General features: G+C 71.0%; 21 protein-coding genes. 13 read left to right on the top strand and 8 right to left on the bottom strand.

From position 1 onward, the window contains the following. Nucleotides 1-14: 14 nt before the first annotated feature. Nucleotides 15-359, bottom strand: coding sequence for a hypothetical protein (locus OG598_RS03110; RefSeq protein WP_091403656.1), 345 nt, complete (start codon nt 357-359; stop codon nt 15-17). Between the two features lie 282 nt (nt 360-641). Here OG598_RS03110 and rapZ point away from each other — a divergent pair, with 282 nt between their 5' ends. The 8 genes from rapZ (at nt 642) to OG598_RS03150 (ending at nt 7,712) form a co-directional block, all read left to right on the top strand. After that, the gene (gene rapZ / locus OG598_RS03115; RefSeq protein WP_328655256.1) at nt 642-1,514 is read left to right on the top strand and encodes an RNase adapter RapZ; all 873 of its coding nucleotides are present in this window, start codon (nt 642-644) and stop codon (nt 1,512-1,514) included. After that, nucleotides 1,511-2,578: a gluconeogenesis factor YvcK family protein gene (locus OG598_RS03120; protein WP_328652940.1), complete on the top strand. Its 1,068-nt coding sequence runs from the start codon at nt 1,511-1,513 to the stop codon at nt 2,576-2,578. The genes rapZ and OG598_RS03120 overlap by 4 nt, the downstream gene beginning before the upstream one ends. Before the next feature lie 54 nt (nt 2,579-2,632). Continuing rightward, complete coding sequence (whiA, locus tag OG598_RS03125; protein WP_210785006.1) at nt 2,633-3,613, top strand: DNA-binding protein WhiA; 981 nt, start codon at nt 2,633-2,635, stop codon at nt 3,611-3,613. Nucleotides 3,614-3,880: 267 nt separating this feature from the next. Continuing rightward, entirely contained in the window at nt 3,881-4,885 is a 1,005-nt protein-coding gene (gene gap / locus OG598_RS03130) for a type I glyceraldehyde-3-phosphate dehydrogenase (protein WP_238649250.1), read from the top strand. After that, nucleotides 4,882-6,081, top strand: a complete 1,200-nt coding sequence (locus OG598_RS03135) for a phosphoglycerate kinase (RefSeq protein ID WP_328652941.1) — start codon at nt 4,882-4,884, stop codon at nt 6,079-6,081. Before gap ends, OG598_RS03135 begins: the two co-directional genes overlap by 4 nt. Further along, complete coding sequence (gene tpiA, locus OG598_RS03140) at nt 6,082-6,873, top strand: triose-phosphate isomerase (RefSeq protein WP_328652942.1); 792 nt, start codon at nt 6,082-6,084, stop codon at nt 6,871-6,873. Nucleotides 6,874-6,969: 96 nt separating this feature from the next. Continuing rightward, nucleotides 6,970-7,230, top strand: coding sequence for a preprotein translocase subunit SecG (secG, locus tag OG598_RS03145; protein WP_121653040.1), 261 nt, complete (start codon nt 6,970-6,972; stop codon nt 7,228-7,230). 140 nt (nt 7,231-7,370) lie between these two features. Continuing rightward, nucleotides 7,371-7,712 (top strand): RNA polymerase-binding protein RbpA, encoded by a 342-nt coding sequence (locus OG598_RS03150; RefSeq protein WP_196924423.1) that lies wholly within the window; start codon nt 7,371-7,373, stop codon nt 7,710-7,712. Nucleotides 7,713-7,729: 17 nt separating this feature from the next. Here OG598_RS03150 and pgl read toward each other — a convergent pair whose 3' ends face one another. From pgl to tkt, 6 genes are all read right to left on the bottom strand, one after another. Continuing rightward, nucleotides 7,730-8,500 (bottom strand): 6-phosphogluconolactonase, encoded by a 771-nt coding sequence (gene pgl / locus OG598_RS03155; protein WP_328652943.1) that lies wholly within the window; start codon nt 8,498-8,500, stop codon nt 7,730-7,732. A 143-nt stretch (nt 8,501-8,643) separates the two neighbouring features. Continuing rightward, nucleotides 8,644-9,660: a glucose-6-phosphate dehydrogenase assembly protein OpcA gene (locus OG598_RS03160; protein WP_328652944.1), complete on the bottom strand. Its 1,017-nt coding sequence runs from the start codon at nt 9,658-9,660 to the stop codon at nt 8,644-8,646. Beyond that, the gene (gene zwf, locus OG598_RS03165) at nt 9,657-11,210 is read right to left on the bottom strand and encodes a glucose-6-phosphate dehydrogenase (RefSeq protein ID WP_196924420.1); all 1,554 of its coding nucleotides are present in this window, start codon (nt 11,208-11,210) and stop codon (nt 9,657-9,659) included. Before zwf ends, OG598_RS03160 begins: the two co-directional genes overlap by 4 nt. A 2-nt stretch (nt 11,211-11,212) precedes the next feature. Beyond that, on the bottom strand, nt 11,213-12,862 hold the full coding sequence (locus OG598_RS03170) for a glucose-6-phosphate isomerase (protein ID WP_328652945.1): 1,650 nt from the start codon (nt 12,860-12,862) through the stop codon (nt 11,213-11,215). Further along, a complete protein-coding gene (gene tal, locus OG598_RS03175) occupies nt 12,859-14,034 on the bottom strand; it encodes a transaldolase (protein ID WP_328652946.1) in 1,176 nt (391 codons plus the stop codon). The genes OG598_RS03170 and tal overlap by 4 nt, the downstream gene beginning before the upstream one ends. A gap of 15 nt (nt 14,035-14,049) precedes the next feature. Beyond that, complete coding sequence (gene tkt, locus OG598_RS03180; protein ID WP_328652947.1) at nt 14,050-16,188, bottom strand: transketolase; 2,139 nt, start codon at nt 16,186-16,188, stop codon at nt 14,050-14,052. A gap of 266 nt (nt 16,189-16,454) precedes the next feature. Here tkt and OG598_RS03185 point away from each other — a divergent pair, with 266 nt between their 5' ends. From OG598_RS03185 to OG598_RS03195, 3 genes are all read left to right on the top strand, one after another. Further along, nucleotides 16,455-17,408: a heme o synthase gene (locus OG598_RS03185; protein WP_328652948.1), complete on the top strand. Its 954-nt coding sequence runs from the start codon at nt 16,455-16,457 to the stop codon at nt 17,406-17,408. 419 nt (nt 17,409-17,827) lie between these two features. Then, nucleotides 17,828-18,163 (top strand): hypothetical protein, encoded by a 336-nt coding sequence (locus OG598_RS03190; protein WP_091403682.1) that lies wholly within the window; start codon nt 17,828-17,830, stop codon nt 18,161-18,163. A gap of 14 nt (nt 18,164-18,177) precedes the next feature. Next, the gene (locus OG598_RS03195) at nt 18,178-19,098 is read left to right on the top strand and encodes an ATP-grasp domain-containing protein (RefSeq protein ID WP_328652949.1); all 921 of its coding nucleotides are present in this window, start codon (nt 18,178-18,180) and stop codon (nt 19,096-19,098) included. 575 nt (nt 19,099-19,673) lie between these two features. Here the strand turns inward: OG598_RS03195 and OG598_RS03200 are convergent. Beyond that, on the bottom strand, nt 19,674-20,639 hold the full coding sequence (locus OG598_RS03200) for a COX15/CtaA family protein (protein ID WP_328652950.1): 966 nt from the start codon (nt 20,637-20,639) through the stop codon (nt 19,674-19,676). A gap of 98 nt (nt 20,640-20,737) precedes the next feature. On the opposite strand from OG598_RS03200, the gene OG598_RS03205 reads away from it, so the two are divergent. Then, nucleotides 20,738-21,538, top strand: coding sequence for a helix-turn-helix transcriptional regulator (locus OG598_RS03205; RefSeq protein ID WP_442931450.1), 801 nt, complete (start codon nt 20,738-20,740; stop codon nt 21,536-21,538). After that, nucleotides 21,535-22,965, top strand: coding sequence for a Fe-S cluster assembly protein SufB (gene sufB, locus OG598_RS03210; protein ID WP_091403689.1), 1,431 nt, complete (start codon nt 21,535-21,537; stop codon nt 22,963-22,965). The genes OG598_RS03205 and sufB overlap by 4 nt, the downstream gene beginning before the upstream one ends. Nucleotides 22,966-23,010: the final 45 nt, after the last annotated feature.

Raw genomic sequence — 23,010 nt, forward strand, 5'->3', positions numbered from 1 at the left:
GACGGGCGGCGCGGTCAGCCGGGCTGGCTGGACCGGTTGGCCAGGCCGCGCGGCGGGGCCTTCATTCCGACCACGATGTCGACGATCTCGATGTAGCGGGCCTTGTTGCCCATGCGGAAGGCGGTGGCCGCCGCGTTGATCTCCTCGAGAGTGTCGGCCTCGACCATGGTGACCTGGTCGTACTTGCCGTTCACCCCGGTGCAGACGACGTGGGTGAGCTGCTTGGCGAAGCGGCCCAGGTCGCGGGCGTGTTCGGCGGAGATCTCGTGGATGCCCTCGCGGCCGAGGGCGAAGTACTCGGGGCTGATTCGCATGAACAGGAAGCCGACGTACTTGTTCTTGTCCGCCAGGTCGTGCATCGCACCCTCCAGATGTCGGTCTGACCTGCGACGATCACGTTGAGCGTATTGACAACTACTGATCGTCATCAAGCGTGCGGGCTGTCGGGAGGGCGACCCTCGACATGGTCCGCGGCCGCCGCCCGGCCACGGGTGCCGGGCGGCGACCCGGCGGCGGGATAGAGTCGCTGATTGACCAATCGCGGCCGAGGGCGGCCGCGGCGCCACGGCTTGGGGGTACGGGTGAGCGAGGCGCGCACAACCGGTGACCGGATCGACGGCCCGGATGCCGATGACGAGCAGATGGCGGCTGAGTCGGAGACCACACTGGTGGTGGTCACCGGCCTTTCCGGGGGTGGCCGCAGCACTGTGGCTCGGGCGTTGGAGAACGTCGGCTACTACGTCGTGGACAACCTGCCGCAGGCCCTGATGCTGGACATGGCCGAGCTGGCGTTCAAGGCGGGCGGCGCGGCCCGGCGTACGGCGATGGTGCTGGACGTGCGGTCCCGGGCCTTCTCGACCGACCTGGTCGGGGCGATCCGGGAGCTCAAGGAGCGCGGGTTCTCGCCCCGGGTGGTCTTCGTCGACGCCGACGACGAGGTGTTGATCCGGCGGTTCGAGAGCGTTCGGCGTTCGCATCCGTTGCAGGGTGACGGCCGGCTGGCCGACGGCATCGCCGTGGAGCGCGGCCTGCTGGAGGAGGCCCGTGACCAGGCCGACGTGATCATCGACACCAGCCACCTGAACGTCAACCAGCTCCGCCGCCGCATCGAGGAGCTGTTCGGCGGCGAGGACGCCCGCCGGCTGCGGCTCACTGTGTTGTCGTTCGGCTTCAAGTACGGCCTGCCACCGGACGCCGATTTCGTGTTGGACGCCCGCTTCCTGCCCAACCCGTACTGGGTGCCGGAGCTGCGTGAGCACACCGGGCGGGAGGAGGCGGTCAGCGCGTACGTGCTGGGCCAGGAGGGCGCCGACGCCTTCGTCGCCTCGTACGCCGACCTGGTCAACGCCACCACGAGCGGCTTCGAGCGGGAGGGCAAGCGGTACCTCACGGTCGCCGTGGGCTGCACCGGCGGCAAGCACCGCAGCGTGGCCATCGCCGAGGAGCTGGCCAGCCGACTACGTCACTCCGGGTTGGCGGCGAACGCCCAGCACCGCGACCTGGGGCGGGAATGACGGCCCGGCGGGTGGTGGCGTTCGGCGGCGGGCACGGCCTGTCCGCCTCGTTGCGTGCGCTGCGCCACTGCGCTCCCGAACTCGACCTCGACATCACCGCGGTGGTCACTGTGGGTGACGACGGTGGCTCCAGTGGTCGGCTGCGAGCCGAGCGGGGCGGCCTGCCGCCGGGAGATCTGCGCCAGGCGCTGGTGGCGTTGGCCGGTGACCACCCGGCCACCCGGCGCAGCGCCGGGCTGTTCCAGCACCGCTTCGCCGCGGTGCCGGTGGGCGTACCCGAATCTGGGGCGACGGACACGGGCCCGGCGGCGGGCGACGACCCGGACCGGGGCGGCGCGGCCCGGCGGGGCACCGACGGGGCGTCGGCCGGCACCGATGGTCTGACCGGGCACGCCGTGGGCAACCTGGTGCTCTGCGGCCTCATGGAGCTGCTCGGCGACCCGGTGGCCGCGCTGGAGCACGCCGGCGCGATGCTCGGCGCGGTGGGCCGGGTGTTGCCGATGTCGCGTCAACCGGTCGGCATCGAGGCGCGGGTACGCGGTGCCGACCCGGCCGCCCCGGACGAGGTGTGCACGGTCAGTGGCCAGCACCAGGTGGCAGTGACCACCGGGCGGGTCGAGTCGTTGCGCCTCACCCCGAGCGCCCCACCGGCGTGCGCCGAGGCCATCGAGGCGATCCGGGCGGCCGATTGGTTGATCTTCGGGCCGGGCAGCTGGTACACGAGTGTGCTTCCGCACCTGCTGGTGCCGCAGTTGGCCGACGCGATCGTGTCCACCTCGGCCCGGCGGCTGGTCACGCTGAACCTCGCCGCGGAGAAGGAGACCCTCGGGCTCTCCGTCGCCGATCATCTCGCGGCGCTGCACTGGTACCTGCCCGAACTCAAGGTCGATCTTGTGCTCGCCGATGCCAAGGCGGTGGGTGACCCCGAACCGGTCGAACGTGCGGCAGAATCGCTGGGTGCCCGCCTGGTCCTCGCCCCCGTCGCCGTTGTCGACGGGACTCCCCGCCATGATCCGGCTGCCCTGGGCGCCGCGCTGGTGCCTGTACTGGGCGCCGATCGTTAGACACGTACGTAATCTCCGGCGACACGCCGGAACAGGTCCGTGAGGGGACGCACAATGGCGATGACGGCCGCGGTCAAGGACGAGCTGAGTCGGGTCGACGTGCCCAAACCCTGCTGTCGGCGGGCGGAGATGGCCGCGCTGCTGCGCTTCGCTGGCGGGCTGCACATCGTCTCCGGCCGTGTGGTGGTGGAGGCTGAACTGGACACCGGGGCGGTCGCCCGGCGGCTGCGCCGGGAGGTCGCCGAGGTCTACGGCTACCCCAGCGAGATCCACGTGCTGGCCTCCGGTGGGCTGCGCAAGGGCAGCCACTTCATCGTGCGGGTGGTCAAGGACGGCGAGGCCCTGGCGCGGCAGACCGGCCTGCTCGACGTGCGGGGTCGCCCGGTGCGTGGGCTGCCTCCGCACGTGGTGGCGGCAAACGTCTGCTGCGCGGTCTCCGCGTGGCGGGGCGCGTTCATGGCTCACGGCTCGCTCACCGAGCCGGGCCGCTCCAGCGCGCTGGAGATCACCTGCCCGGGGCCGGAGTCGGCGCTGGCGCTGGTCGGCGCGGCCCGCCGCATCGGCATCACCGCGAAGAACCGCGAGGTACGCGGGGTGGACCGGGTGGTCGTCAAGGACGGTGACGCGATCGCCGCGCTGCTCACCCGGATCGGCGCGCACTCCAGCGTGCTGGCCTGGGAGGAGCGCCGGGTACGCCGAGAGGTGCGGGCCACCGCCAACCGGCTCGCCAACTTCGACGACGCCAACCTGCGCCGCTCGGCGCGAGCGGCGGTCGCCGCGGCCGCCCGGGTCACCCGTGCGCTGGAGATCCTCGCCGACGAGGCGCCCAACCACCTGACCGACGCCGGTCGGCTGCGTCTGGAGCACCGGCAGGCGTCGCTGGAGGAGTTGGGGGCCCTGGCCGACCCCCCGCTGACCAAGGACGCCATCGCGGGGCGGATCCGCCGGCTCCTGGCGCTGGCCGACAAGCGGGCCCGCGACCTTGGCATCCCGGATACGGAAGCAGCCGTCACGCCAGACATGCTCGTGGTCTGATAGGACGGTGGGGCCGCACGGTGCGCCCGGGAGCACGACCCGGCGCAGCGTGGTCTCGCACGCTCGGATAGGGTCGCTGCGTACGGCAAGGGGGCCGACACCGGCACTCCTCGTCGTGCCCCACCGCCTCGGGCGGTCAGGTCCTCAGACCGCGCGGCGGGGTGGCCGAGATGAACCGTCGACGGCCGGCTCCAACGGTCGGCGCACACCATTCCCGCCGGCCCGTTGTCTGAAGCCGGCGGACCAGAACGCGAGGAGATGGGACCTGTGACCATCCGGGTTGGCATCAACGGCTTCGGCCGAATCGGCCGTAACTTCTTCCGGGCAGTGCTGGCGTCTGACGCCGACATCGAGGTCGTGGCGGTGAACGACCTGACCGACAACGCCACGCTCGCCCACCTGCTCAAGTACGACAGCATCCTCGGTCGCCTGCCGTACGAGGTCAAGGCCACCGCCGACGAGATCACCGTCGGTGGCAAGACGATCAAGGCGTACGCCGAGAAGGACCCGTCGAAGCTGCCGTGGGGCGAGGTGGGCGCCGACGTCGTCATCGAGTCGACCGGCTTCTTCACCGACGCCACCAAGGCCAAGGCGCACGTCGACGGCGGGGCCAAGAAGGTCATCATCTCCGCCCCGGCGAAGAACGAGGACGTCACCGTCGTCATGGGTGTCAACCACGACACCTACGACCCGGCGAAGCACACCATCATCTCCAACGCTTCGTGCACCACCAACTGCCTCGCCCCGATGGCGAAGGTCCTGCACGACACGTTCGGCATCCAGCACGGTCTGATGACGACGATCCACGCGTACACCCAGGACCAGAACCTCCAGGACGCGCCGCACTCGGATCTGCGTCGCGCCCGGGCCGCCGCACTGAACATCGTGCCGACCTCGACCGGCGCCGCCAAGGCGATCGGCCTGGTCCTGCCGGACCTCAAGGGCAAGCTCGACGGGTACGCCCTGCGGGTGCCGATCCCGACGGGCTCGGTCACCGACCTCACCGTCAACGTGGGTCGCGAGACCACCGTGGACGAGGTCAACGCCGCGCTGAAGGCCGCCGCGGACGGCCCGCTCAAGGGCATCCTGGTCTACAACGAGGACCCGATCGTCTCCAGCGACATCGTGACCGACCCGGCGTCGTGCATCTTCGACGCGCCGCTGACCAAGGTCGTCGGCAACCAGGTCAAGGTCGTCGGCTGGTACGACAACGAGTGGGGCTACTCCAACCGGCTCGTCGACCTCGTCAAGCTGGTCGGTTCGTCGCTGTGAGCATCCGGACCCTCGACGACCTGCTCGCCGAGGGGGTGTCGGGTCGGCGCGTGCTGGTGCGCGCCGACCTGAACGTCCCGCTCGACAAGCAGACCGGTGCCATCACCGATGACGGGCGGATCCGCGCGGTGCTGCCGACTCTCGGCGCGCTGGTCGAGGCCGGCGCGAAGGTGGTCGTCTGCTCGCACCTGGGCCGCCCGAAGGGCGCTCCGGACCCGCAGTTCAGCCTGGGCCCGGTCGCCGGGCGGCTCGGTGAGCTGCTCGGCGCGCCGGTGCACTTCGCCACCGACACCGTCGGTGATTCCGCCCGTTCCACAGTCGCCGACCTGGCCGACGGCCAGGTCGCCCTTCTGGAGAACCTGCGTTTCAACGCCGGTGAGACCAGCAAGGACGAGGCCGAGCGGGGCGCCTTCGCCGACCAGCTCGCCGCGTTCGGCGACGCGTACGTGGACGACGCGTTCGGTGCCGTGCACCGCAAGCACGCCAGTGTCTTCGACGTGCCGGCCCGGTTGCCGCACGTCGCGGGCCGGCTGGTGCTGCGTGAGGTCGAGGTGCTCTCCAAGCTCACCGGTGAGCCCGAGCGTCCGTACGTGGTGGTGCTCGGTGGGTCGAAGGTGTCCGACAAGCTCGCCGTGATCGAGGCGCTGCTGCCCACTGTCGACCGGCTGCTCATCGGTGGCGGGATGTGCTTCACCTTCCTCAAGGCCCAGGGCCTGGAGGTGGGCACCTCGCTGCTGGAGAAGGACATGGTCGACACCTGCCGCAACCTGCTGGAGCGGTCCGGCGGCAAGATCATGCTGCCGGTCGACGTGGTGGTCGCGGACGCGTTCGCTCCGGACGCGGCGCACGACACGGTCCGGGTCGACGGCATCCCGAGCCACCGGCTCGGCCTGGATGTCGGCCCGGAGACGGTGGCCGGCTTCAGCGCCGCGCTGTCCCAGGCGAAGACGATCTTCTGGAACGGCCCGATGGGCGTGTTCGAGATGCCGGCCTTCGCGGCGGGCACCCGGGGGATCGCCGAGGCGATCACCAAGGCCGACGCGTTCAGCGTCGTCGGCGGCGGTGACTCGGCGGCGGCGGTCCGTGCCCTGGGGCTGGACGAGTCGTCCTTCGGGCACATCTCCACCGGTGGTGGCGCCTCCCTGGAATACCTCGAGGGCAAGACCCTCCCCGGCATCGCGGCCCTGGAGAACTGAATGTCGAGCACCACCCGCCGGCCGCTGATGGCCGGCAACTGGAAGATGAACCTCAACCACCTCGAGGCCAACCTGCTGGTGCAGAAGCTGGCGGCGAGCCTCACCGAGAAGCAGCTCACCGCCGTCGAGACGGTGGTGCTGCCGCCCTTCACCGACCTGCGCACCGTGCAGACCGCTGTGGACGGGGACAAGCTGCTCATCGGCTACGGCGGGCAGGACCTCTCCCCGCACGCGTCCGGCGCGTACACCGGGGACATCTCCGGGACGATGCTGGCCAAGCTCGGCTGCACGTACGTGGTGGTCGGGCACTCGGAGCGGCGGGCCTACCACAACGAGGACGACGCGCTGGTCAACGCCAAGGTCAAGGCGGCGCTGACGCACGGCCTCACGCCGATCCTGTGCGTGGGGGAGGGGCTGGACGTCCGCGAGCAGGGCACCCACGTGGCGCACTGCTCCGACCAGCTCGACGGGGGCCTCGCCGGGCTCACCCCCGAGCAGGTGCGGCAGGTCGTGATCGCGTACGAGCCGGTCTGGGCGATCGGCACGGGCAAGACCGCGACCCCGGACGACGCCCAGGAGGTCTGCGGGGCGGTGCGCCAGCGACTGGCGGAACGCTTCGACCAGGAGACCGCCGACCAGGTCCGGGTTCTCTACGGCGGTTCGGTCAAGGCGTCCAACGTCGCCTCGATCATGGCCCAACCGGACGTGGACGGGGGCCTGGTGGGGGGCGCCAGCCTGGACGCGGAGGAATTCGCTCAGATCTGCCGGTTCCCGGAGCACCTCGCCCGCTGATCGCTCGGTATCCTTGACACCGCCCGTCCGCCGGTCGGTGCCGCCGTGCCCGATCAGACCGGGCGAGGATCGCTACGAGAGGAACTGACCCCAGCCATGCCGATCTGGTTCGCATACACGTTGATCGTGTTGCTGGTCATCACGAGCATTCTGCTCACCCTGCTGATCCTGCTGCACCGCGGCAAGGGCGGTGGTCTGTCGAGCATGTTCGGCGGTGGCGTCAGCTCCAGCCTCGCCGGCTCCTCGGTCGCGGAGAAAAACCTGGACCGTTACACCGTTCTGGTGAGCGTCGTCTGGTTCGCCGCGATCATCGGGCTCGGGCTCTGGCTGCGCCTCCAAATGAACAGCGGCGCCTGAGCAGGCTCAGTAAGTCGTACAATCTGCGCGCGGTTCGTCACTCGACGGGCCGCGCGCAGGCTTTTCTCCGCTGCACCGCGTCGCCCGCCGCTCCACCCCCGAAGACGGCGGGTCCCCTCCGACGACAGGAGCGAGCAGCCGTGCCGAATGGCAACGTTATCCGGGGAGCCCGGGTCGGTTCCGCACCGATGCGCCCGGACGAGCGGCACCAACCCGCCCCCCGACAGGACGTCAGCTACTGGTGCCGTAACGACCACCGGGTCGACATCCGGATCGCCGCGGACGTCGAACCGCCGGCCCTGTGGGACTGCCCCCGCTGTGGCCTACCCGCCGGTCGGGACGCCCAGAACCCGCCGGGCCGGGTCCGCGCCGAACCGTACAAGAGCCACCTGGCGTACGTGAAGGAGCGGCGCACCGCCGAGGAAGGGGAGGCCCTGCTCGCCGAGGCGCTCGCCGCACTACGGCGTCGACGCGGCGAGTAGCGGGCTCCTCCCCGCGCTCAGCGCAGGCTGCGCAGTCGGACGGGCACGTCGGCTGCGGCCGCCCGGTCCAGCAGCCAGCGGGTGCGGTTCACGCCGTGCACGCCGGCCGCCGGCAACTGCACCGGGCCGGCGCCGGCCAACGCCATACCCACCGCGCGAGCCTTGTCGGCGCCGGCGGCCACCAGCCAGACCTCCTCGGCGGTGTTGATCGCCGCCAGGGTGAGGGTGGTCCGCGTCGGCGGCGGCTTGGGGCTGCCCCGCACCGCGCTCACCGGCCGGGTCTCGTAACCCACCGGGTGCTCGGGGAAGACCGAGGCCACGTGGCCGTCCTCGCCGACGCCCAGCATCAGCACGTCGAAGTGCGGCAGGGTGGCGTGCCCGGGCCGGGCGGCGCGGACCAGCTCCTCCGCGTACGCGGCAGCGGCCGCCTCGGGGTCGTTGCCGGCCGGGCCGTCCGAGGCCGGCATGGCGTGCACCCGGGCCGGATTCAGTGGCACCACGTCCAGCAGGGCGGCCCGGGCCTGCGTCTCGTTGCGGTCCGGATCACCGGCGGGCAGGAACCGTTCGTCGCCCCACCACACGTCGACCCGGGACCAGTCCACCGCGTCGCGGGCCGGCAGCGTCGCCACCGCCCGGTACACGGCCGCGGCGACCCGACCTCCGGTGAGCACCACCGAGGCTTCGCCCCGGTCGGCCTGGGCGTCGAGCAGCTTCACCAGCAACCGGGCCGCCACGGCCTGTGCCAGCAGGTCGGCGTCGGCGTGGACGGCGACACTCGCCTCACTCATGGTTGCGCCTTCGTTTCCGGACCGCGAGGCGGTCGCTGTCGTGCCCGGGGCGGTGTGCCCGAGGTGGTGGGGCGAAAACCCCGGAGATTGCGGGGCAGGGCCGGTGCGTACCGGCCCTGCCCGACGTGGTGCCCCGGCCGGGCTCAGCCCTCGCCGCTCGTGCCGACGTGCGCGGTGACCCCGGCCTCGGCGCGCTGCGCGGTGGCCGGATCCTTCCAGACGTGGACCCGCTGCGGGGGGCGCTGCTCCAGCCCTCGCAGCCCGACCGTCGCGCCCAGCGCCTCCGCGTACACCTGGTCGGCGTCCAGCCGGCGCAGCTCCTCGGCCAGCTCGTCGCCGAGCGGGCGGCGCACCAGCGGCAGGGCCCGGTCGTCCTGGCCCGTCCGCCGGAACACGGCCATGCTGTCCTCGCGGGTCAGCGTCAGCTGGTCGCCGTTGGCGCAGCTGAGCTGCACCTCCCGCATCCGGGGGAACTCGTCGCTGTCCACCCGGCGTGGGGTGATGCCGAGCCGGCTGGACAGCCAACCGGCCATCAGCGCCGCCGTCGGGTCGGTGCGAGGCGCGACGATGGTCGCCTCGGTGACCCGCTCGCTGGTGGTGTCGAACGCCCCGGCGACCAGGGTGCGCCACGGGGTGATCCGGGTCCACGCCAGGTCGGTGTCGCCCGGGGCGTAGTCCCGGGCACGCTGCCGCAGCGCCTCCACCGGGTCGGCGGCCTGCGCGGAGTCGGTGATCCTCCGGTCGGCCACCACCCCGAGGAAGTCGGTCGCGATCTCCGCCGGTGGCTCGCCGTGCCACCAGGTGACAACCGGTACGTCGGGAACGAGCAGCGGCATCACCACCGACTCGGCGTGCAGGGACAACCGGCCGTACATCCGGGTGACCACCGCCTCGCACGGGCCGAGCCGGCCACCGACCACGATCTCCGCGTCCAGTCGGTTGCGGTCCCGCTCGATCTCCGAGCGGACCACCACCAGGAGGCGGCACGGGTGCGCGGCGGCGGCGATCGTCGCCGCGGCCTCCGCCTCCCGGACCCGCTTCTCGTCCACGACCACGATGAGGGTGAGCGCCATGCCGCTGGCCACCCCGCCGGCGCTGCGCCGCTCGGCGGCGAGCGCCTTGACCACCTCGTTGCCGGTGGTGTCCCACAGCCCGATCATGCTCGTCTCCAGGCGCGGCCCTCGCGGGCCAGCATCTCGTCGGAGGCCCGGGGGCCCCACTCGCCGGCCCGGTACGGCTCCGGTGTGGTGCCCTCCCAGGCGTGCTCCAGGGGGTCGATCACCTGCCAGCTCTGCTCGACCTCGGCGGCGTCCGGGAACAGGGTGCGGTCGCCGATCAGCACGTCCAGCACCAGACGCTCGTACGCCTCGGGGCTGGACTCGGTGAACGCCTCGCCGTACTGGAAGTCCATCGCGATGTCGCGGACCTCCATCGTCGTACCCGGCACCTTCGACCCGAACTTGAGCACCACGCCCTCGTCCGGCTGCACCCGGATGACCAGCTGGTTGTTGCCCAGCGACTCCATGTCGGCGTCGTTGAACGGCAGGTGCGGCGCCTTCTTGAACATGATGGCGACCTCGGTGACCCGCCGGGGCAGCCGCTTGCCGGCCCGGATGTAGAACGGCACCTCCGCCCAGCGGCGGTTCTGGATGCCCAACCGCACCGCCACGTACGTCTCCGTGGTGGAGCCGGCGGGGACGTCCCGCTCGTCCAGGTAACCGACAGCGCGTTCGCCGCCGACCCAGCCCGGCAGGTACTGACCGCGGACGGTGTCCCGGGCGACGTCCTTGGGCAGGGTGATGGCCTTGAGCACCTTCAGCTTCTCGGCCCGGATCTCGTCGGCGTCGAAGCTGGTCGGCTCCTCCATCGCCACCAGGGCGAGGAGTTGGAGAAGGTGGTTCTGCAGCACGTCGCGGGCGGTGCCGACGGTGTCGTAGAAGCCGGCGCGGGTGCCGATGCCGACGTCCTCCGCCATGGTGATCTGCACCGAGTCGACGTACTTGGAGTTCCACAGCGGCTCGAACAGGTTGTTGGCGAACCGCAGGGCGAGGATGTTCTGAACCGTCTCCTTGCCCAGGTAGTGGTCGATCCGGAAGACGTCCTGCCGGGTGAACACGTCGTCGACGAGGTCGTTGAGCGCCTTCGCCGAGGGCAGGTCGTTGCCGAACGGCTTCTCCACCACGACCCGGCGCCAACCGCCGGACTTGTCGTTGTCGGCCATCCCGGTGCGGGCCAGCTGCTTGAGCACGACGGGGAACGCGGCCGGCGGGATGGAGAAGTAGAATGCCGCATTGCCGGCGATGCCGTGGGTCTGACGCAGATCGTCAAGCGTCGAGGCGAGCTGGTCGAAGGCGGCGTCGTCGTCGAACGACCCGCCGACGAACTTGATGTTGCCGGCCAGCCGCGCCCACACCTCGTCCCGCCACGGGGTGCGGGCGTGCTTGCGGGCAGCCTCGCAGGCCAACGTCTCGAAGTCGCCGTCACCCCAGTCGCGGCGCGCGAAACCGAGCACCACGAAGCCCGGCGGCAACAGCCCCCGGTTGGCCAGGTCGTAGACCGCGGGGAGCAGCTTCTTGCGGGCCAGGTCGCCGGTCACCCCGAAGATCACCAGAGCACAGGGCTCCGGGATCCGGGGCAACCGGCGGTCCTGCGGGTCGCGCAGCGGGTTCACCGAACCGCCTCCTCGCTCCGCTTCAGTCACGTCGTCCATCCTCACGCCCGCAGATCACCGGCCGCGTCCAGTAGCTGGGCGACACCGGCGGCCCGGTCGGTCAGGTGCAACCGCAGCACCGGCCGCTCCCGACCGGCGAGAGCCTGCCGGTCACCGGCGGCCTGCGCCGCCTGCAACTCACCGAAGGTGTACGGCTTGCCCGGCACCTCCAGGTCCTCGGCGACCGCGCCGGTCACCTGGAGGTAGCTGCCCACCTGCGGGCCGCCCTTGTGGTACTGGCCGGTCGAGTGCAGGAACCGCGGCCCCCAGCCGAAGGTGACCGGCCGGCCACCCGCCTGCGCCAGCAGCGACCGCAGCCGAGCCGCGTCGGCGTCGGCGAACCGGTCGAGGTACGCCATCACCGCGAGGTAACCGTCGTCGCCCAGCCCGTCGAGCAGCCAACGCAGCACACCGGCAAGGTCCCCGGGGGCGCCCTGCGGGGCGTACACCTCGATCGCGCCCTCGGTGAACGACGGCGTCTCCGCCGGCAGACCCGAGGCCAGGATCTTGTTGGTGTTCTCCTTGGACTCGGTGACGTTCGGCTGGTTGAACGGGTCGATGCCGAGTACCACACCGGCCACCGCGGTGGCGTACTCCCAGGCCAGGAACTGCGCACCCAGCGGGCCGTTGACTGCCACGTCCGGGTTGGCCCCGCCGCCCGGCATGTCACCGGGGGCCAGCGCGCCGCCGTAGCTGACTGTCAACACGTCCGCGCCGGTGGCGCCGGGGCTCTGCGGAGACTCCACGACCACCGGGAGGATGCCGACCCCGGCCTTGCCCGTCGACTCGGCGATCAGCTGCTCGGCCCAGTCGCCGAGCCCGTCGATGCCGGTGCCGTCGGAGACCAGGGCGACCTTGTCCCGGGCCAGCGTCGCCGCGGCGCCCAAGGCCGCCCCGAGCGCCAGCGCCGGGTTGTTCCGGTCCGCGCCGAGCGACCTGGCCAACTCGTCAGCCTGGTCGAGCAGTTCGGCGACCTCGACGCCGGCCAGCGCCGAGGGCACCAGGCCGAACGCGGTCAACGCCGAGTACCGGCCGCCGACGTTCGGGTCGGCGAGCACTGTGAACGCGCCCATCTCGGCCGCGGTGGCCTCCAGCGGCGAACCCGGGTCGGTGACGATGACGAAGTGCCGGCCGGCCTCCGCCTCGGTCATCCCGGCGTCCAGGAACGCCTGCCAGTACGCGCGCCGGTGGCTGTCGGTCTCCACCGTCGAGCCGGACTTGCTGGCCACCACCACGACTGTGCGCTCCAGCCGGTCACCGAGCGCCGCCCGGACCTGGCCCGGGTCGGTGGTGTCCAGCACTGTCAACGGGCGACCCAGCGTCCGGGTGATCACCTCGGGGGCCAGCGACGAGCCGCCCATGCCGGCGAGCACCACGTGATCCAGGTCGGCCAGCTCAGCGGTCAGCTCGGCCAGCTGCACCAGCAGCTCCCGGCTGCGCTGGTGGGTGTCCACCCAGCCCAGCCGGACCTTCGCCTCGGCCTCGGCGTCCGGACCCCACAGGCTCGCGTCCTTGCCCGCCAGCTTGCCCGGGACGCCGGCCTTGACCAGCGCGTCCCGCGTCGAGGCGGGCGCGGACTTGTCGACCGCGTCCGCGCCGTAGACGGAGAGCCCGGCGGCTGCCTCCACCGGCCCTGAAAGTAGATCGCTCATGCGCCACCGGCCTTCTCGGCGCCCTTGGCGTTGCCCTTGGCCGCCTTGTTCGGCGCGCCCTTGCCCTTCGCCGCCGCCTCCAGCGACTTGCGGACGCCGTCGAGCAGCTCCTGCCAGCTGGCCTCGAACTTCTCCACGCCCTCGCGCTCCAGGGTGGCGATCACGTCGTCCATGTCCACCCCGACCGACTCCAGGTCGGCGAAGACCTTCCGCGCCGAGTCGTAGGAGCCGGTGATGGTGTCGCCGCGGGTCTCGCCGTGATCGGCGTACGCGTGGATGACCGACTCCGGCATGGTGTTGACAGTGCCGGGCGCGATCAGCTCCTCGACGTAGATGACGTCCCGGTAGTCCGGGTTCTTCGTCGAGGTGGACGCCCACAGCGGCCGCTGCGGGTGCGCGCCGGCTGCGGCGAGCGCTTTCCAGCGATCGGAGGAGAAGACCTCGGTGTAGCGCTCGTACGCCAGCTGGGCGTTCGCGACCGCGGCCTTGCCCTTGAGGGCCTTCGCCTGGTCGGAGCCGACCTTCTCCAGCCTCTTGTCGACCTCGGAGTCGACCCGGGAGACGAAGAACGACGCCACCGAGCCGATCTTGGACAGGTCGTGGCCGTTCGCCTTGGCCTGCTCCAGACCGGCGAGGAACGCCTCCATGACCGCCGAGTAGCGGTCCAGACCGAAGATCAGCGTGACGTTGACGCTGATCCCCTCGGCCAGGGTGGCGGTGATCGCCGGGAGGCCGGCCTCGGTAGCCGGGATCTTGATGTAGAGGTTGGGCCGGTCCACCAGCCACCACAGCGCCTTGGCCTCGGCCACGGTCTTGTCGCTGTCGTGCGCCAGCCGGGGGTCCACCTCGATGGAGACCCGGCCGTCGACACCGTCGCTGCCGTCGTACGACGGGCGCATCACGTCGCAGGCCCACCGCACGTCGTACGTGGTGAGCATGCGCACCGACTCCTCGACCTCGACGCCACGGGTGGCGAGGTCGTGCAGCTGCCAGTTGTACTCGTCGGCGTCGCTCAGCGCCTTGGCGAAGATCGTCGGGTTGGTGGTGACGCCGGCCACGTGCTTCTCGCGGCGCAGCTGGTCCAGCCCGCCGGAGCTCAAACGCACCCGGGAAAGATCGTCGAGCCAGACCGCCACGCCCGCGGCGGTGAGCTCATTCAGCTTGTCCGTCATGCCATCCACGCTCCCTCAGTTGCCGGTCGTGAAACCGGTGATGTCGCCCACCCGGGCCAGCGAGGCGTGTGCTGCCGCCACGATCCGGTCGGGGGTGAACCCGAACTGCTCGAAGAGCACGGTGTGCGGGGCGCTCGCTCCGTAGTGCTCCAGGCTCACGCTCTCGCCCAGGTCACCGACGACGCCACGCCAGGACATCGCGATGCCCGCTTCCACGCTCACCCGTGCCTTTACCCCGCGTGGGAGCACCGACTCCCGGTACGCCTCGTCCTGCTCGTAGAACCACTCCTGGCAGGGCATCGAGACGACCCGGGTCGGGGTGCCGTCGGCCTCCAGCCGCTCCCGGGCGGTCAGGCAGAGCTGCACCTCGGAACCGGTGCCGACGATGATCACCTGAGGCTTGCCGTTGGACGCCTCGGCCAGCACGTACCCGCCCTTGGCCACGCCCTCCGCGCTGCCCAGGACGTCGCGGTCCATGGTCGGCAGCGGTTGCCGGCTCAGCGCCAGCGCGGTCGGCCGGTCGGTGTGCTCCAGCGCCTGCCGCCAGGCCCAGGCGGTCTCGTTGGCGTCCGCCGGACGGACCACGTCCAGGCCCGGGATGGCGCGCAGCGCGGTCAGGTGCTCCACCGGCTGGTGGGTCGGGCCGTCCTCGCCGAGGCCGATTGAGTCGTGCGTCCAGACGTAGGTCACCGGCAGCTTCATCAACGCGGCCAGCCGCACCGACGGACGCATGTAGTCGCTGAAGACCAGGAACGTGCCGCCGTACGGGCGGGTGCCACCGTGCAGGGCGATGCCGTTGAGGATCGCGCCCATGGCGTGCTCACGGATGCCGAAGTGCAGCGTGCGGCCGTACTCGTGGCCGGGGAAGTCCTTGGTGGCGTGCGCGGCCGGGATGAACGACGGCTCGCCCTTCATCGTGGTGTTGTTGCTCTCGGCCAGGTCGGCCGAGCCACCCCACAGCTCCGGGAGCACCGGCGCGAGCGCCTCCAGCACCTTGCCGGAGGCGGCCCGGGTGGCCACCCCCTTGGCGTCCGCGGGGAAGACCGGCAACGCGTCGGTCCAGCCGTCGGGGAGTACGTGACCAGCCAGCCGCTCGTAGAGCGCGGTGCGCTCCGGGTTGGCCTTCTTCCAGGCGTCGAACGCGGTGGTCCACTCCTGCTGGGCGTCGGAGCCGCGGCCCATCACCGTGCGGGCGTGGCTGAGCACCTCCTCGTCGACCTGGAAGGTCTGCTCCGGGTCGAAGCCGAGGATCCGCTTGGTGGCCTTCACCTCGTCGGCGCCGAGCGCCGAGCCGTGGATCTTGCCGGTGTTCTGCTTGTTGGGCGCGGGCCAGCCGATGATGGTGCGCAGCGCGATGAAGGAGGGGCGGCCGGTCTCCGCCTTGGCGGCCACCAGCGCCGCGTACAGCGCCTCGGCGTCCTCGTGGTAGTCGCCCTGGTCGGCGTCGCCGCTGCGCCAGTCGACGGTCTGCACGTGCCAGCCGTACGCCTCGTAGCGGGCGGCCACGTCCTCGCTCTTGGCGATCCGGGTGTCGTCCTCGATGGAGATCTCGTTGTCGTCGTAGATCACCGTGAGGTTGCCCAGCTGCTGGTGCCCGGCGAGGGCGCTGGCCTCGTGGCTGATGCCCTCCTCGATGTCACCGTCGGAGACGATGCACCAGACGTCGTGGTCGAAGACGGACGCGCCGAGCTCAGCCTCGGGGTCGAACAGGCCGCGCTCGCGGCGGGCCGCCATGGCCATGCCGACCGCGTTGCCCAGACCCTGCCCGAGCGGGCCGGTGGTGGTCTCCACACCCGGGGTGTGCCCGTGCTCGGGGTGCCCAGGCGTCTGCGAGCCCCACTGCCGCAGCGACTTGAGGTCGTCCAGGCTCAGCGGGTAACCGGAGAGGAACAGCTGGATGTAGAGCGTCAGGCTGGAGTGTCCGGCGGAGAGAACGAACCGGTCGCGGCCGGGCCAGTTCGGGTCGGCCGGGTTGTGCCGCATGACGCGGTTGAAGAGGAGGTAAGCCGCGGGCGCGAGGCTCATCGCGGTGCCCGGGTGGCCGTTGCCGGATTTCTCTACGGCGTCCATGGCCAGCACGCGGACGGTGTCTACGGCCCGGCGATCGAGGTCGGACCAGTTCAGTGCGGAGTGCTCGGGTCGTTTAACAGCCACGATGGTTGTGCTCCTCGGCAGATGGGCGGAACCCTCACCGATGACCTTATCGAGCGTCCCTAAACGTGCGCCCGGGGATCTGCGCATGGTGTGCGCTACGTGACCATCCGGATGCTCGGTTGAACCCGGTGGTGTGACGGCCCGCACCGTTGTCGGGTCGGCCGGGCAGCCAAAACGACGACGCGTAGTGTGTGGGGCGGTATGCGGACCCGAGCGGTCCCGACCGATCCGATCTCCCCGTGCCCGATGCCGGAAGGTGGCAATCCGTGAGCATGATCACCGAGCGCCCCGCGAGCAACCCGGCCGGGCCACACCCGGCGCGGGCGGCCGAGGGCCCGGTGGCCCGGCGGGACGTACGCGCGGTCCTCTCGGCGTACGTGGCGCTCACCAAGCCGCGGATCGTCGAGTTGCTGCTGGTCACCACCATCCCGGCGATGATGCTCGCCGAGGGCGGGCTGCCGTCGCTGTGGCTGATGGCCATCGTGCTGATCGGCGGCTCGCTCGCCGCCGGCGCGGCCAGCGTCCTCAACTGCTACATCGACCGCGACATCGACCAGCTGATGCGGCGTACCAAGCGTCGGCCGCTGCCGGCGCACACCGTGTCGCCGCGAAGCGCGCTGATCTTCGGTCTGGTGCTGGCGGTGGTGTCGGTGGCCCTGATGGCGGCGTTCACCAACCTGCTGGCCGCCGGGCTGACCCTCGCCGCGATCGCCTACTACGACCTCGTCTACACCCTGTGGCTCAAGCGTTCCACCCCGACGAACACCTTCTGGGGCGGCGCCTGCGGGGCGGCGCCGGTGCTGATCGGGTGGGCTGCGGTGACCGGCTCGCTGGCGCCGGCCGCCTGGGGCCTCTTCGCTGTGGTCTTCTTCTGGCAGATGCCGCACTTCTACCCGCTCGCCATGAAGTACAAGGACGACTACGCCCGGGCCGGCATCCCGATGCTGCCGGTGGTGGCCTCGATCCGCCGGGTGAACGCCGAGATCCTGATCTTCGCGTGGCTCACAGTGCTCACGTCCCTGGCCGTCTGGCCGTTGGGGCTCAGCGCGATCTACGGGGTGCCGACCCTGGTGGTGGGTGCCATCTTCGTGGTCGAGGCACACCGGCTCTGCCGGCGCGCCACGCGCGGCGAGGCGGTCAAGCCGATGCGGCTGTTCCACTGGTCGACGACGTACCTGACGATCGTCTTCGTGGCCGTCGCGCTCGACGCGCTGATCTGACCCGTCGCGCTCGACGCGGTTCTGCCCCTTCACGTCCACGGCAGTGGCCTCCGCGTGTCGGTTTCGGTGGCTGTTCCTCGTTGCCTCGCGCTCCGCGGCTCGTCGGCCCTCGCGCCGTCCGTCAGTTGTCGCGCCGCAAGCCCTGCCTGGCGGCGAATGGTGCCGATGATCTACTGACTAATCATGGACGTGGATGAGTTGTCCGGGTTTAACGTCACATCAGAGTAACTTTCAGCATGAGTCAGATCGGCTCAACCTGGGGTGGTTCGGGGGCGATTTCCCGGCGTGCTTTGAGCGCAAAAGTCGGTAAATAAACGGACAGGCAACCTGTGGTCGTCCTTAAACCTGTAGGTAATTGGCATCACAAAAGGTTCATGGTTCTCGCACGACGGGGTGCAACTCTGCTTAGGCTTCGCGTCATGGCAGATGGTTCCGATACGACGCTGACGGCCGAGCAGACCGCCGGCGAGCAGGCGCCCCAGGGCCTGGTCGCGGGCCTCAAGGCGTTCGCGGCCGGACACGGCGGCGCGAAGGCGGTCATCGAGTACGTCGGCAAGCGTGGCGCACGGATCGTCCTGGTGGGTTCCGACGGCGAGTGGGGCGACCAGTTCGCCGACGACACCGTCACCGCTCGGGAGGCGTGCGCCAAGGCGGGAGTCACCGTCGAGAACGCCTGGGAGCGTGAACTCATGGACCAGATGCGTCCGAGCAACGACCTCTGGCGGTCGATGGCCCGGCGCACGATGGCCCGCTGAAATAGACAGCTGAATTGACCACATATCACCAGTCGACCCGGGGGGAACCCCGGGTCGCTCTCGTCACCTGCTCCGACCTGGCCGACCTCGACCCGGACGACCGGCTGGTCCTGGCCCCGCTCGCCGCCCGCGGCGTCGCCGTCCAGACCGTCATCTGGGACGACCCCGACGTCGACTGGTCGTCCTACGACCTGGTCGTGCTCCGCTCACCCTGGGACTACGCGCTCCGCCGCGACGAGTTCGTGTCCTGGGCGGCCACCGTGCCGACGCTGGTCAACCCGGCGGACGTGGTCCGCTGGAACACCGACAAGCGCTACCTCGCCGAGCTGAACGCCGCCGGGGTGCCAACCGTGCCGACGTCATGGATCGAGCCGGGGGAGAGCTGGCAGTTGCCCGCCGAGACCGGCGAGTACGTGCTCAAGCCCGCGGTCAGCGCCGGCAGCCAGGACACCGGCCGGTACGACCTGGCCGACCCGGAACACCGGGACCTGGCCTCCGCACACGTCCGCCGGCTCTCCGAGGCCGGCCGGGTCACCATGGTCCAGCCGTACCTGCGGGCCGTCGACACCGAGGGCGAGACCGCCCTGCTCTTCCTGGCCGGCCCCGAGGGGCTCGCGTTCAGCCACGCGATCCGCAAGGGTCCGATGCTGTCCGGGCCTGACTTCGGCCCGGACGGGCTGTACAAGGCCGAGGAGATCACCGCCCGCACCGCCCGCCCCGAGCAGTTGGCGGTGGCCGAGCAGACCCTCGCGACGATTCCCGGCGGCACCCGACAGCTGCTCTACGCCCGGGTCGACCTGATTCCCGGCCCAGACGGCGAGCCGGTCCTGGTCGAGCTGGAGCTGACCGAGCCGTCGCTCTTCATCGGGTACGCGGACGGCGCCCCCGACCGCCTCGCCACCGCGATCACCACCCACCTGGCCCGCACCGCCTAACCCCCCACGCAACAAGCAACCCCCGGCGGCCGCCCGTGCGTCCGTGCGCCTGCGGCTCTGCGCGTCCGTGCGCCTGCGCGTCCGTGCTGCCCTGCGTCCGCGCGTCCGTGCCACCGTGCGCCCGCGCCACGGTGCGCCCGCGCGTCCGTGCTGCCGTGCCTGCGCCACCGCGCGTCCGTGCCCCCGACGGCAAGATCGCGCAACATCCTGGTTGTAGTGGCTTCCAGGGGTTCCGTGGCCACTACATCCTGGTTCCAGTGCGATCTTGGTGGCTCTGGGCGGCCAAACGCGGGTCCGGGTCTCCTCACGGCGGGGTTCGTCGTCAAGATCCGCGCAATATCAGGGATGTTGCTGTCTCCCGCGTGTCGGAGGCAGCACCATCGGGGAAGTTGCGCAGATCTTGGCGCGGGGCGCGGGGCGCGGGGCGCGGGGCGCGGGGCGCGGGGCGCGGGGCGCGGGGCGCGGGGCGCGGGGCGCGGGGCGCGGGGCGCGGGGCGCGGGGCGCGGGGCGCGGGGCGCGGGGCGCGGGGCGCGGGGCGCGGGGCGCGGGGCGCGGGGCGCGGGGCGCGGGGCGGTCAGGCGGTGACTGGTACCGGGGTGGCGGCGTCGGTCGGGGTGGCCTGGGGGGCCGGCGCGACCGGGCGGCGTTCCCGGGTGGACCACTGCACCGACAGGGCGGCCAGCAGCACCAGGCAGGAGCCGAGCATGTGTGCGCCGACCAGGAGTGCCGGCACGTGGGTGAAGTACTGCACGAAGCCGATCAGGCCCTGACCCAACTCCACGGCGACCAGGATGATCGCGGCGCGGGTGGCTCGCTGCGCACCGACGGCGCGGAACGCGAAGATCAGCGCCACCGAGAGACCGATCAGCAGGAAGACCCCGTCCGCGTGCACCTGCGAGATCGTCTCCGGGTCGAGCCCGTTGCGGGCCGCTCCGTGGTCGCCGGCGTGCGGGCCGCTGCCGGTGACCCAGGTGCCGACGACCAGCACGGCGACGGTGACGCCGGTGGTGACCCGGGCCAGCGCGCGCAGCGGTGCGGGCACCGCGGCCACTGTCGGGCCGTCAGGGTCGCCGACGCGTCGCCAGAGGGCGTACGCGGCGGCGATCACGGCCATCGAGGCGAGGAAGTGCAGCCCGACCACCCACGGGTTGAGGTTGGTCAGCACTGTGATGCCGCCGATCACCGCCTGGGCGGGGATGCCCAGGAAGACCGCCACGGCCAGTGCGAGGAGCCCGGGTCGGCGGGGCCGGTGCAGCAGTACGGCCAGCACGGTGGCCAGCGCGATGAGACCCACCGCGAAGGTCAGCATGCGGTTGCTGAACTCGATCACCCCGTACACGCCCATCTCCGGCGTCGTGACGTAGGAATCGTCGGTGCACCGGGGCCAGGTGGGGCAGCCGAGGCCCGAGGCGGTCAATCGGACGGCCCCGCCGGTGACGACGATGCCCACGTTCGCGATGATCGAGGCGAGCGCGAGGCGGCGCAGCAGGATGCCGGAGACCGGACGGACGATTCGGTTCACGGCGCAAATCCTACGCACCGTAGTGATCGAGGTTCGTCCGACTCCGTCGGCTCGGTGGTTGGGATCACCGGGGCCCGGGTTTGCGACCCTCCGGGTAATTACGTAACGTTGGCGTTGTGAAAAACGCGGCGGCGCTCTCCGGGCACCAACCGACGGCCGTACCGGCCCTCGGTGCGCCCGCCTCCGCGCCTGCCGTGACCACGTCGACCAGCCTCGCCGGGCCGGCGGCGGCCGAGGTCTCCACCCGGGATCGGGTCACCCAGTTGCTGCTGGAGCAGGGTGCCACCACCGCCGCGCAGCTTGGCGCGGCGCTCGGGCTCAGCCCGGCGGCGATCCGCCGGCACCTCGACGCGATGCTTGCGGAAGGTGACGTGTACGCCCGCGAGCAGCCCGTGCAGGGCAGTCGCGGTCGGGGGCGCCCGGCCAAGGTGTTCCTGCTGACCGAGGCCGCCCGGGTCCGCTGTGGCACACACCACTACGACAACATGGCCACCGCCGCGCTGCGCTGGATCGCCCGCAGCGGCGGTTCGGACGCGGTCGAGGCGTTCGCCACCGAGCAGGTGTCGGCTCTCGAGTCCCGTTGCCGCACGGCCATGGAGGACGCCGGCGACGACCCTCTCGCCCGAGCCGAGGCACTCGCCGCAGCGCTCACCGGCGAGGGTTACGCTGCCAATGCGACCACGATCGCCTCTGGCGGCCAGCTCTGTCAGCACCACTGCCCGGTGGCGCACGTGGCCGCCGAGTTTCCTCAGCTGTGCGAGGCCGAGACCGCGGTCATCTCCCGTCTGGTCGGCACCCACGTGCAGCGTCTGGCCACCATCGCGCACGGCGACGGGGTGTGCACCACGCACATCCCGACCCAGCCGGGCCGCGCTCAATCCGGTAATCCCGTAACCACTGTGAGGACAGATAGATGACCGAGCAGATCGTCCAGCCCCTGACCCAGGAAGAGCAGCTCGCCGCCCTGGGCCGGTACGAGTACGGCTGGTCCGACCCGGACGCCGCCGGGGCGGTTGCCCAGCGCGGCATCAACGAGGCGGTGGTGCGGGACATCTCGGCCAAGAAGAACGAGCCCGCGTGGATGCTCGACCTGCGGCTGAAGGGCCTGCGGCTGTTCGGCCGTAAGCCGATGCCGGCCTGGGGCGCGGACCTCACCGGGATCGACTTCGACAACATCAAGTACTTCGTGCGGTCGACCGAGAAGCAGGCCACCAGCTGGGAGGACCTGCCCGAGGACATCAAGAACACCTACGACCGGCTGGGCATCCCGGAGGCCGAGAAGCAGCGGCTGGTCGCCGGTGTCGCGGCGCAGTACGAGTCGGAGGTCGTCTACCACAAGATCCGTGAGGACCTTGAGGAGCAGGGCGTCCTCTTCCTGGACACCGACACGGCGCTGCGTGAGCACGAGGACGTCTTCAAGGAGTACTTCGGCACGGTGATCCCGGTCGGCGACAACAAGTTCGCCGCCCTGAACACCTCGGTGTGGTCCGGTGGCTCGTTCATCTACGTGCCGAAGGGCGTGCAGGTCGAGATCCCGCTGCAGGCCTACTTCCGGATCAACACGGAGAACATGGGCCAGTTCGAGCGGACGCTGATCATCGTCGACGAGGGTGCGTACGTGCACTACGTCGAGGGCTGCACCGCGCCGCTCTACTCCTCCGACTCGCTGCACAGCGCGGTCGTGGAGATCATCGTCAAGAAGAACGCGCGTTGCCGCTACACGACCATCCAGAACTGGTCGAACAACGTCTACAACCTGGTCACCAAGCGCGCCGTCTGCCACGAGGGCGCGACCATGGAGTGGGTCGACGGCAACATCGGCTCCAAGGTGACCATGAAGTACCCGGCGGTCTACATGACCGGCGAGCACGCCAAGGGCGAGGTGCTCTCGGTGGCGATGGCCGGCGAGGGTCAGCACCAGGACGCCGGCGCGAAGATGGTGCACGCCGCGCCGCACACCTCCTCGACCATCGTGTCGAAGTCGATCGCCCGTGGCGGCGGCCGCACCTCGTACCGGGGTCTGGTGCAGGTGCTGGAGGGTTCGCACCACAGCCGGAGCACCGTCAAGTGCGACGCGCTGCTGGTCGACACCATCTCCCGCTCGGACACCTACCCGTACGTCGACATCCGTGAGGACGACGTGTCGATGGGGCACGAGGCGACCGTCTCCAAGATCAGCGACGACCAGCTCTTCTACCTGATGAGCCGGGGCCTGAGCGAGGACGAGGCAATGGCCATGATCGTGCGCGGCTTCATCGAGCCGATCGCCAAGGAGCTCCCGATGGAGTACGCCCTGGAGCTCAACCGTCTGATCGAGCTTCAGATGGAGGGCGCGGTCGGCTGACGCCGCCCGCCCCACCGAGCACCTGACACCGTCGTCGTAGAACAG

The organism is Micromonospora sp. NBC_00330, assembly GCF_036136635.1.
In the GTDB taxonomy this organism is placed as follows: domain Bacteria; phylum Actinomycetota; class Actinomycetes; order Mycobacteriales; family Micromonosporaceae; genus Micromonospora; species Micromonospora salmantinae.

What these genes read in the sequence shown, in the direction of transcription:
- pgl (WP_328652943.1), bottom strand. Translation starts at nt 8,500, where the DNA reads ATGAGTGAGGCGAGTGTCGCCGTCCACGCCGACGCCGACCTGCTGGCA.
- OG598_RS03190 (WP_091403682.1), top strand. Translation starts at nt 17,828, where the DNA reads ATGGCAGATGGTTCCGATACGACGCTGACGGCCGAGCAGACCGCCGGC.
- OG598_RS03120 (WP_328652940.1), top strand. Translation starts at nt 1,511, where the DNA reads ATGACGGCCCGGCGGGTGGTGGCGTTCGGCGGCGGGCACGGCCTGTCC.
- OG598_RS03110 (WP_091403656.1), bottom strand. Translation starts at nt 359, where the DNA reads ATGCACGACCTGGCGGACAAGAACAAGTACGTCGGCTTCCTGTTCATG.
- OG598_RS03160 (WP_328652944.1), bottom strand. Translation starts at nt 9,660, where the DNA reads ATGATCGGGCTGTGGGACACCACCGGCAACGAGGTGGTCAAGGCGCTC.
- tal (WP_328652946.1), bottom strand. Translation starts at nt 14,034, where the DNA reads ATGACGGACAAGCTGAATGAGCTCACCGCCGCGGGCGTGGCGGTCTGG.
- secG (WP_121653040.1), top strand. Translation starts at nt 6,970, where the DNA reads ATGCCGATCTGGTTCGCATACACGTTGATCGTGTTGCTGGTCATCACG.
- zwf (WP_196924420.1), bottom strand. Translation starts at nt 11,210, where the DNA reads ATGGACGACGTGACTGAAGCGGAGCGAGGAGGCGGTTCGGTGAACCCG.
- tpiA (WP_328652942.1), top strand. Translation starts at nt 6,082, where the DNA reads ATGTCGAGCACCACCCGCCGGCCGCTGATGGCCGGCAACTGGAAGATG.
- rapZ (WP_328655256.1), top strand. Translation starts at nt 642, where the DNA reads ATGGCGGCTGAGTCGGAGACCACACTGGTGGTGGTCACCGGCCTTTCC.
- sufB (WP_091403689.1), top strand. Translation starts at nt 21,535, where the DNA reads ATGACCGAGCAGATCGTCCAGCCCCTGACCCAGGAAGAGCAGCTCGCC.
- whiA (WP_210785006.1), top strand. Translation starts at nt 2,633, where the DNA reads ATGGCGATGACGGCCGCGGTCAAGGACGAGCTGAGTCGGGTCGACGTG.
- OG598_RS03170 (WP_328652945.1), bottom strand. Translation starts at nt 12,862, where the DNA reads ATGAGCGATCTACTTTCAGGGCCGGTGGAGGCAGCCGCCGGGCTCTCC.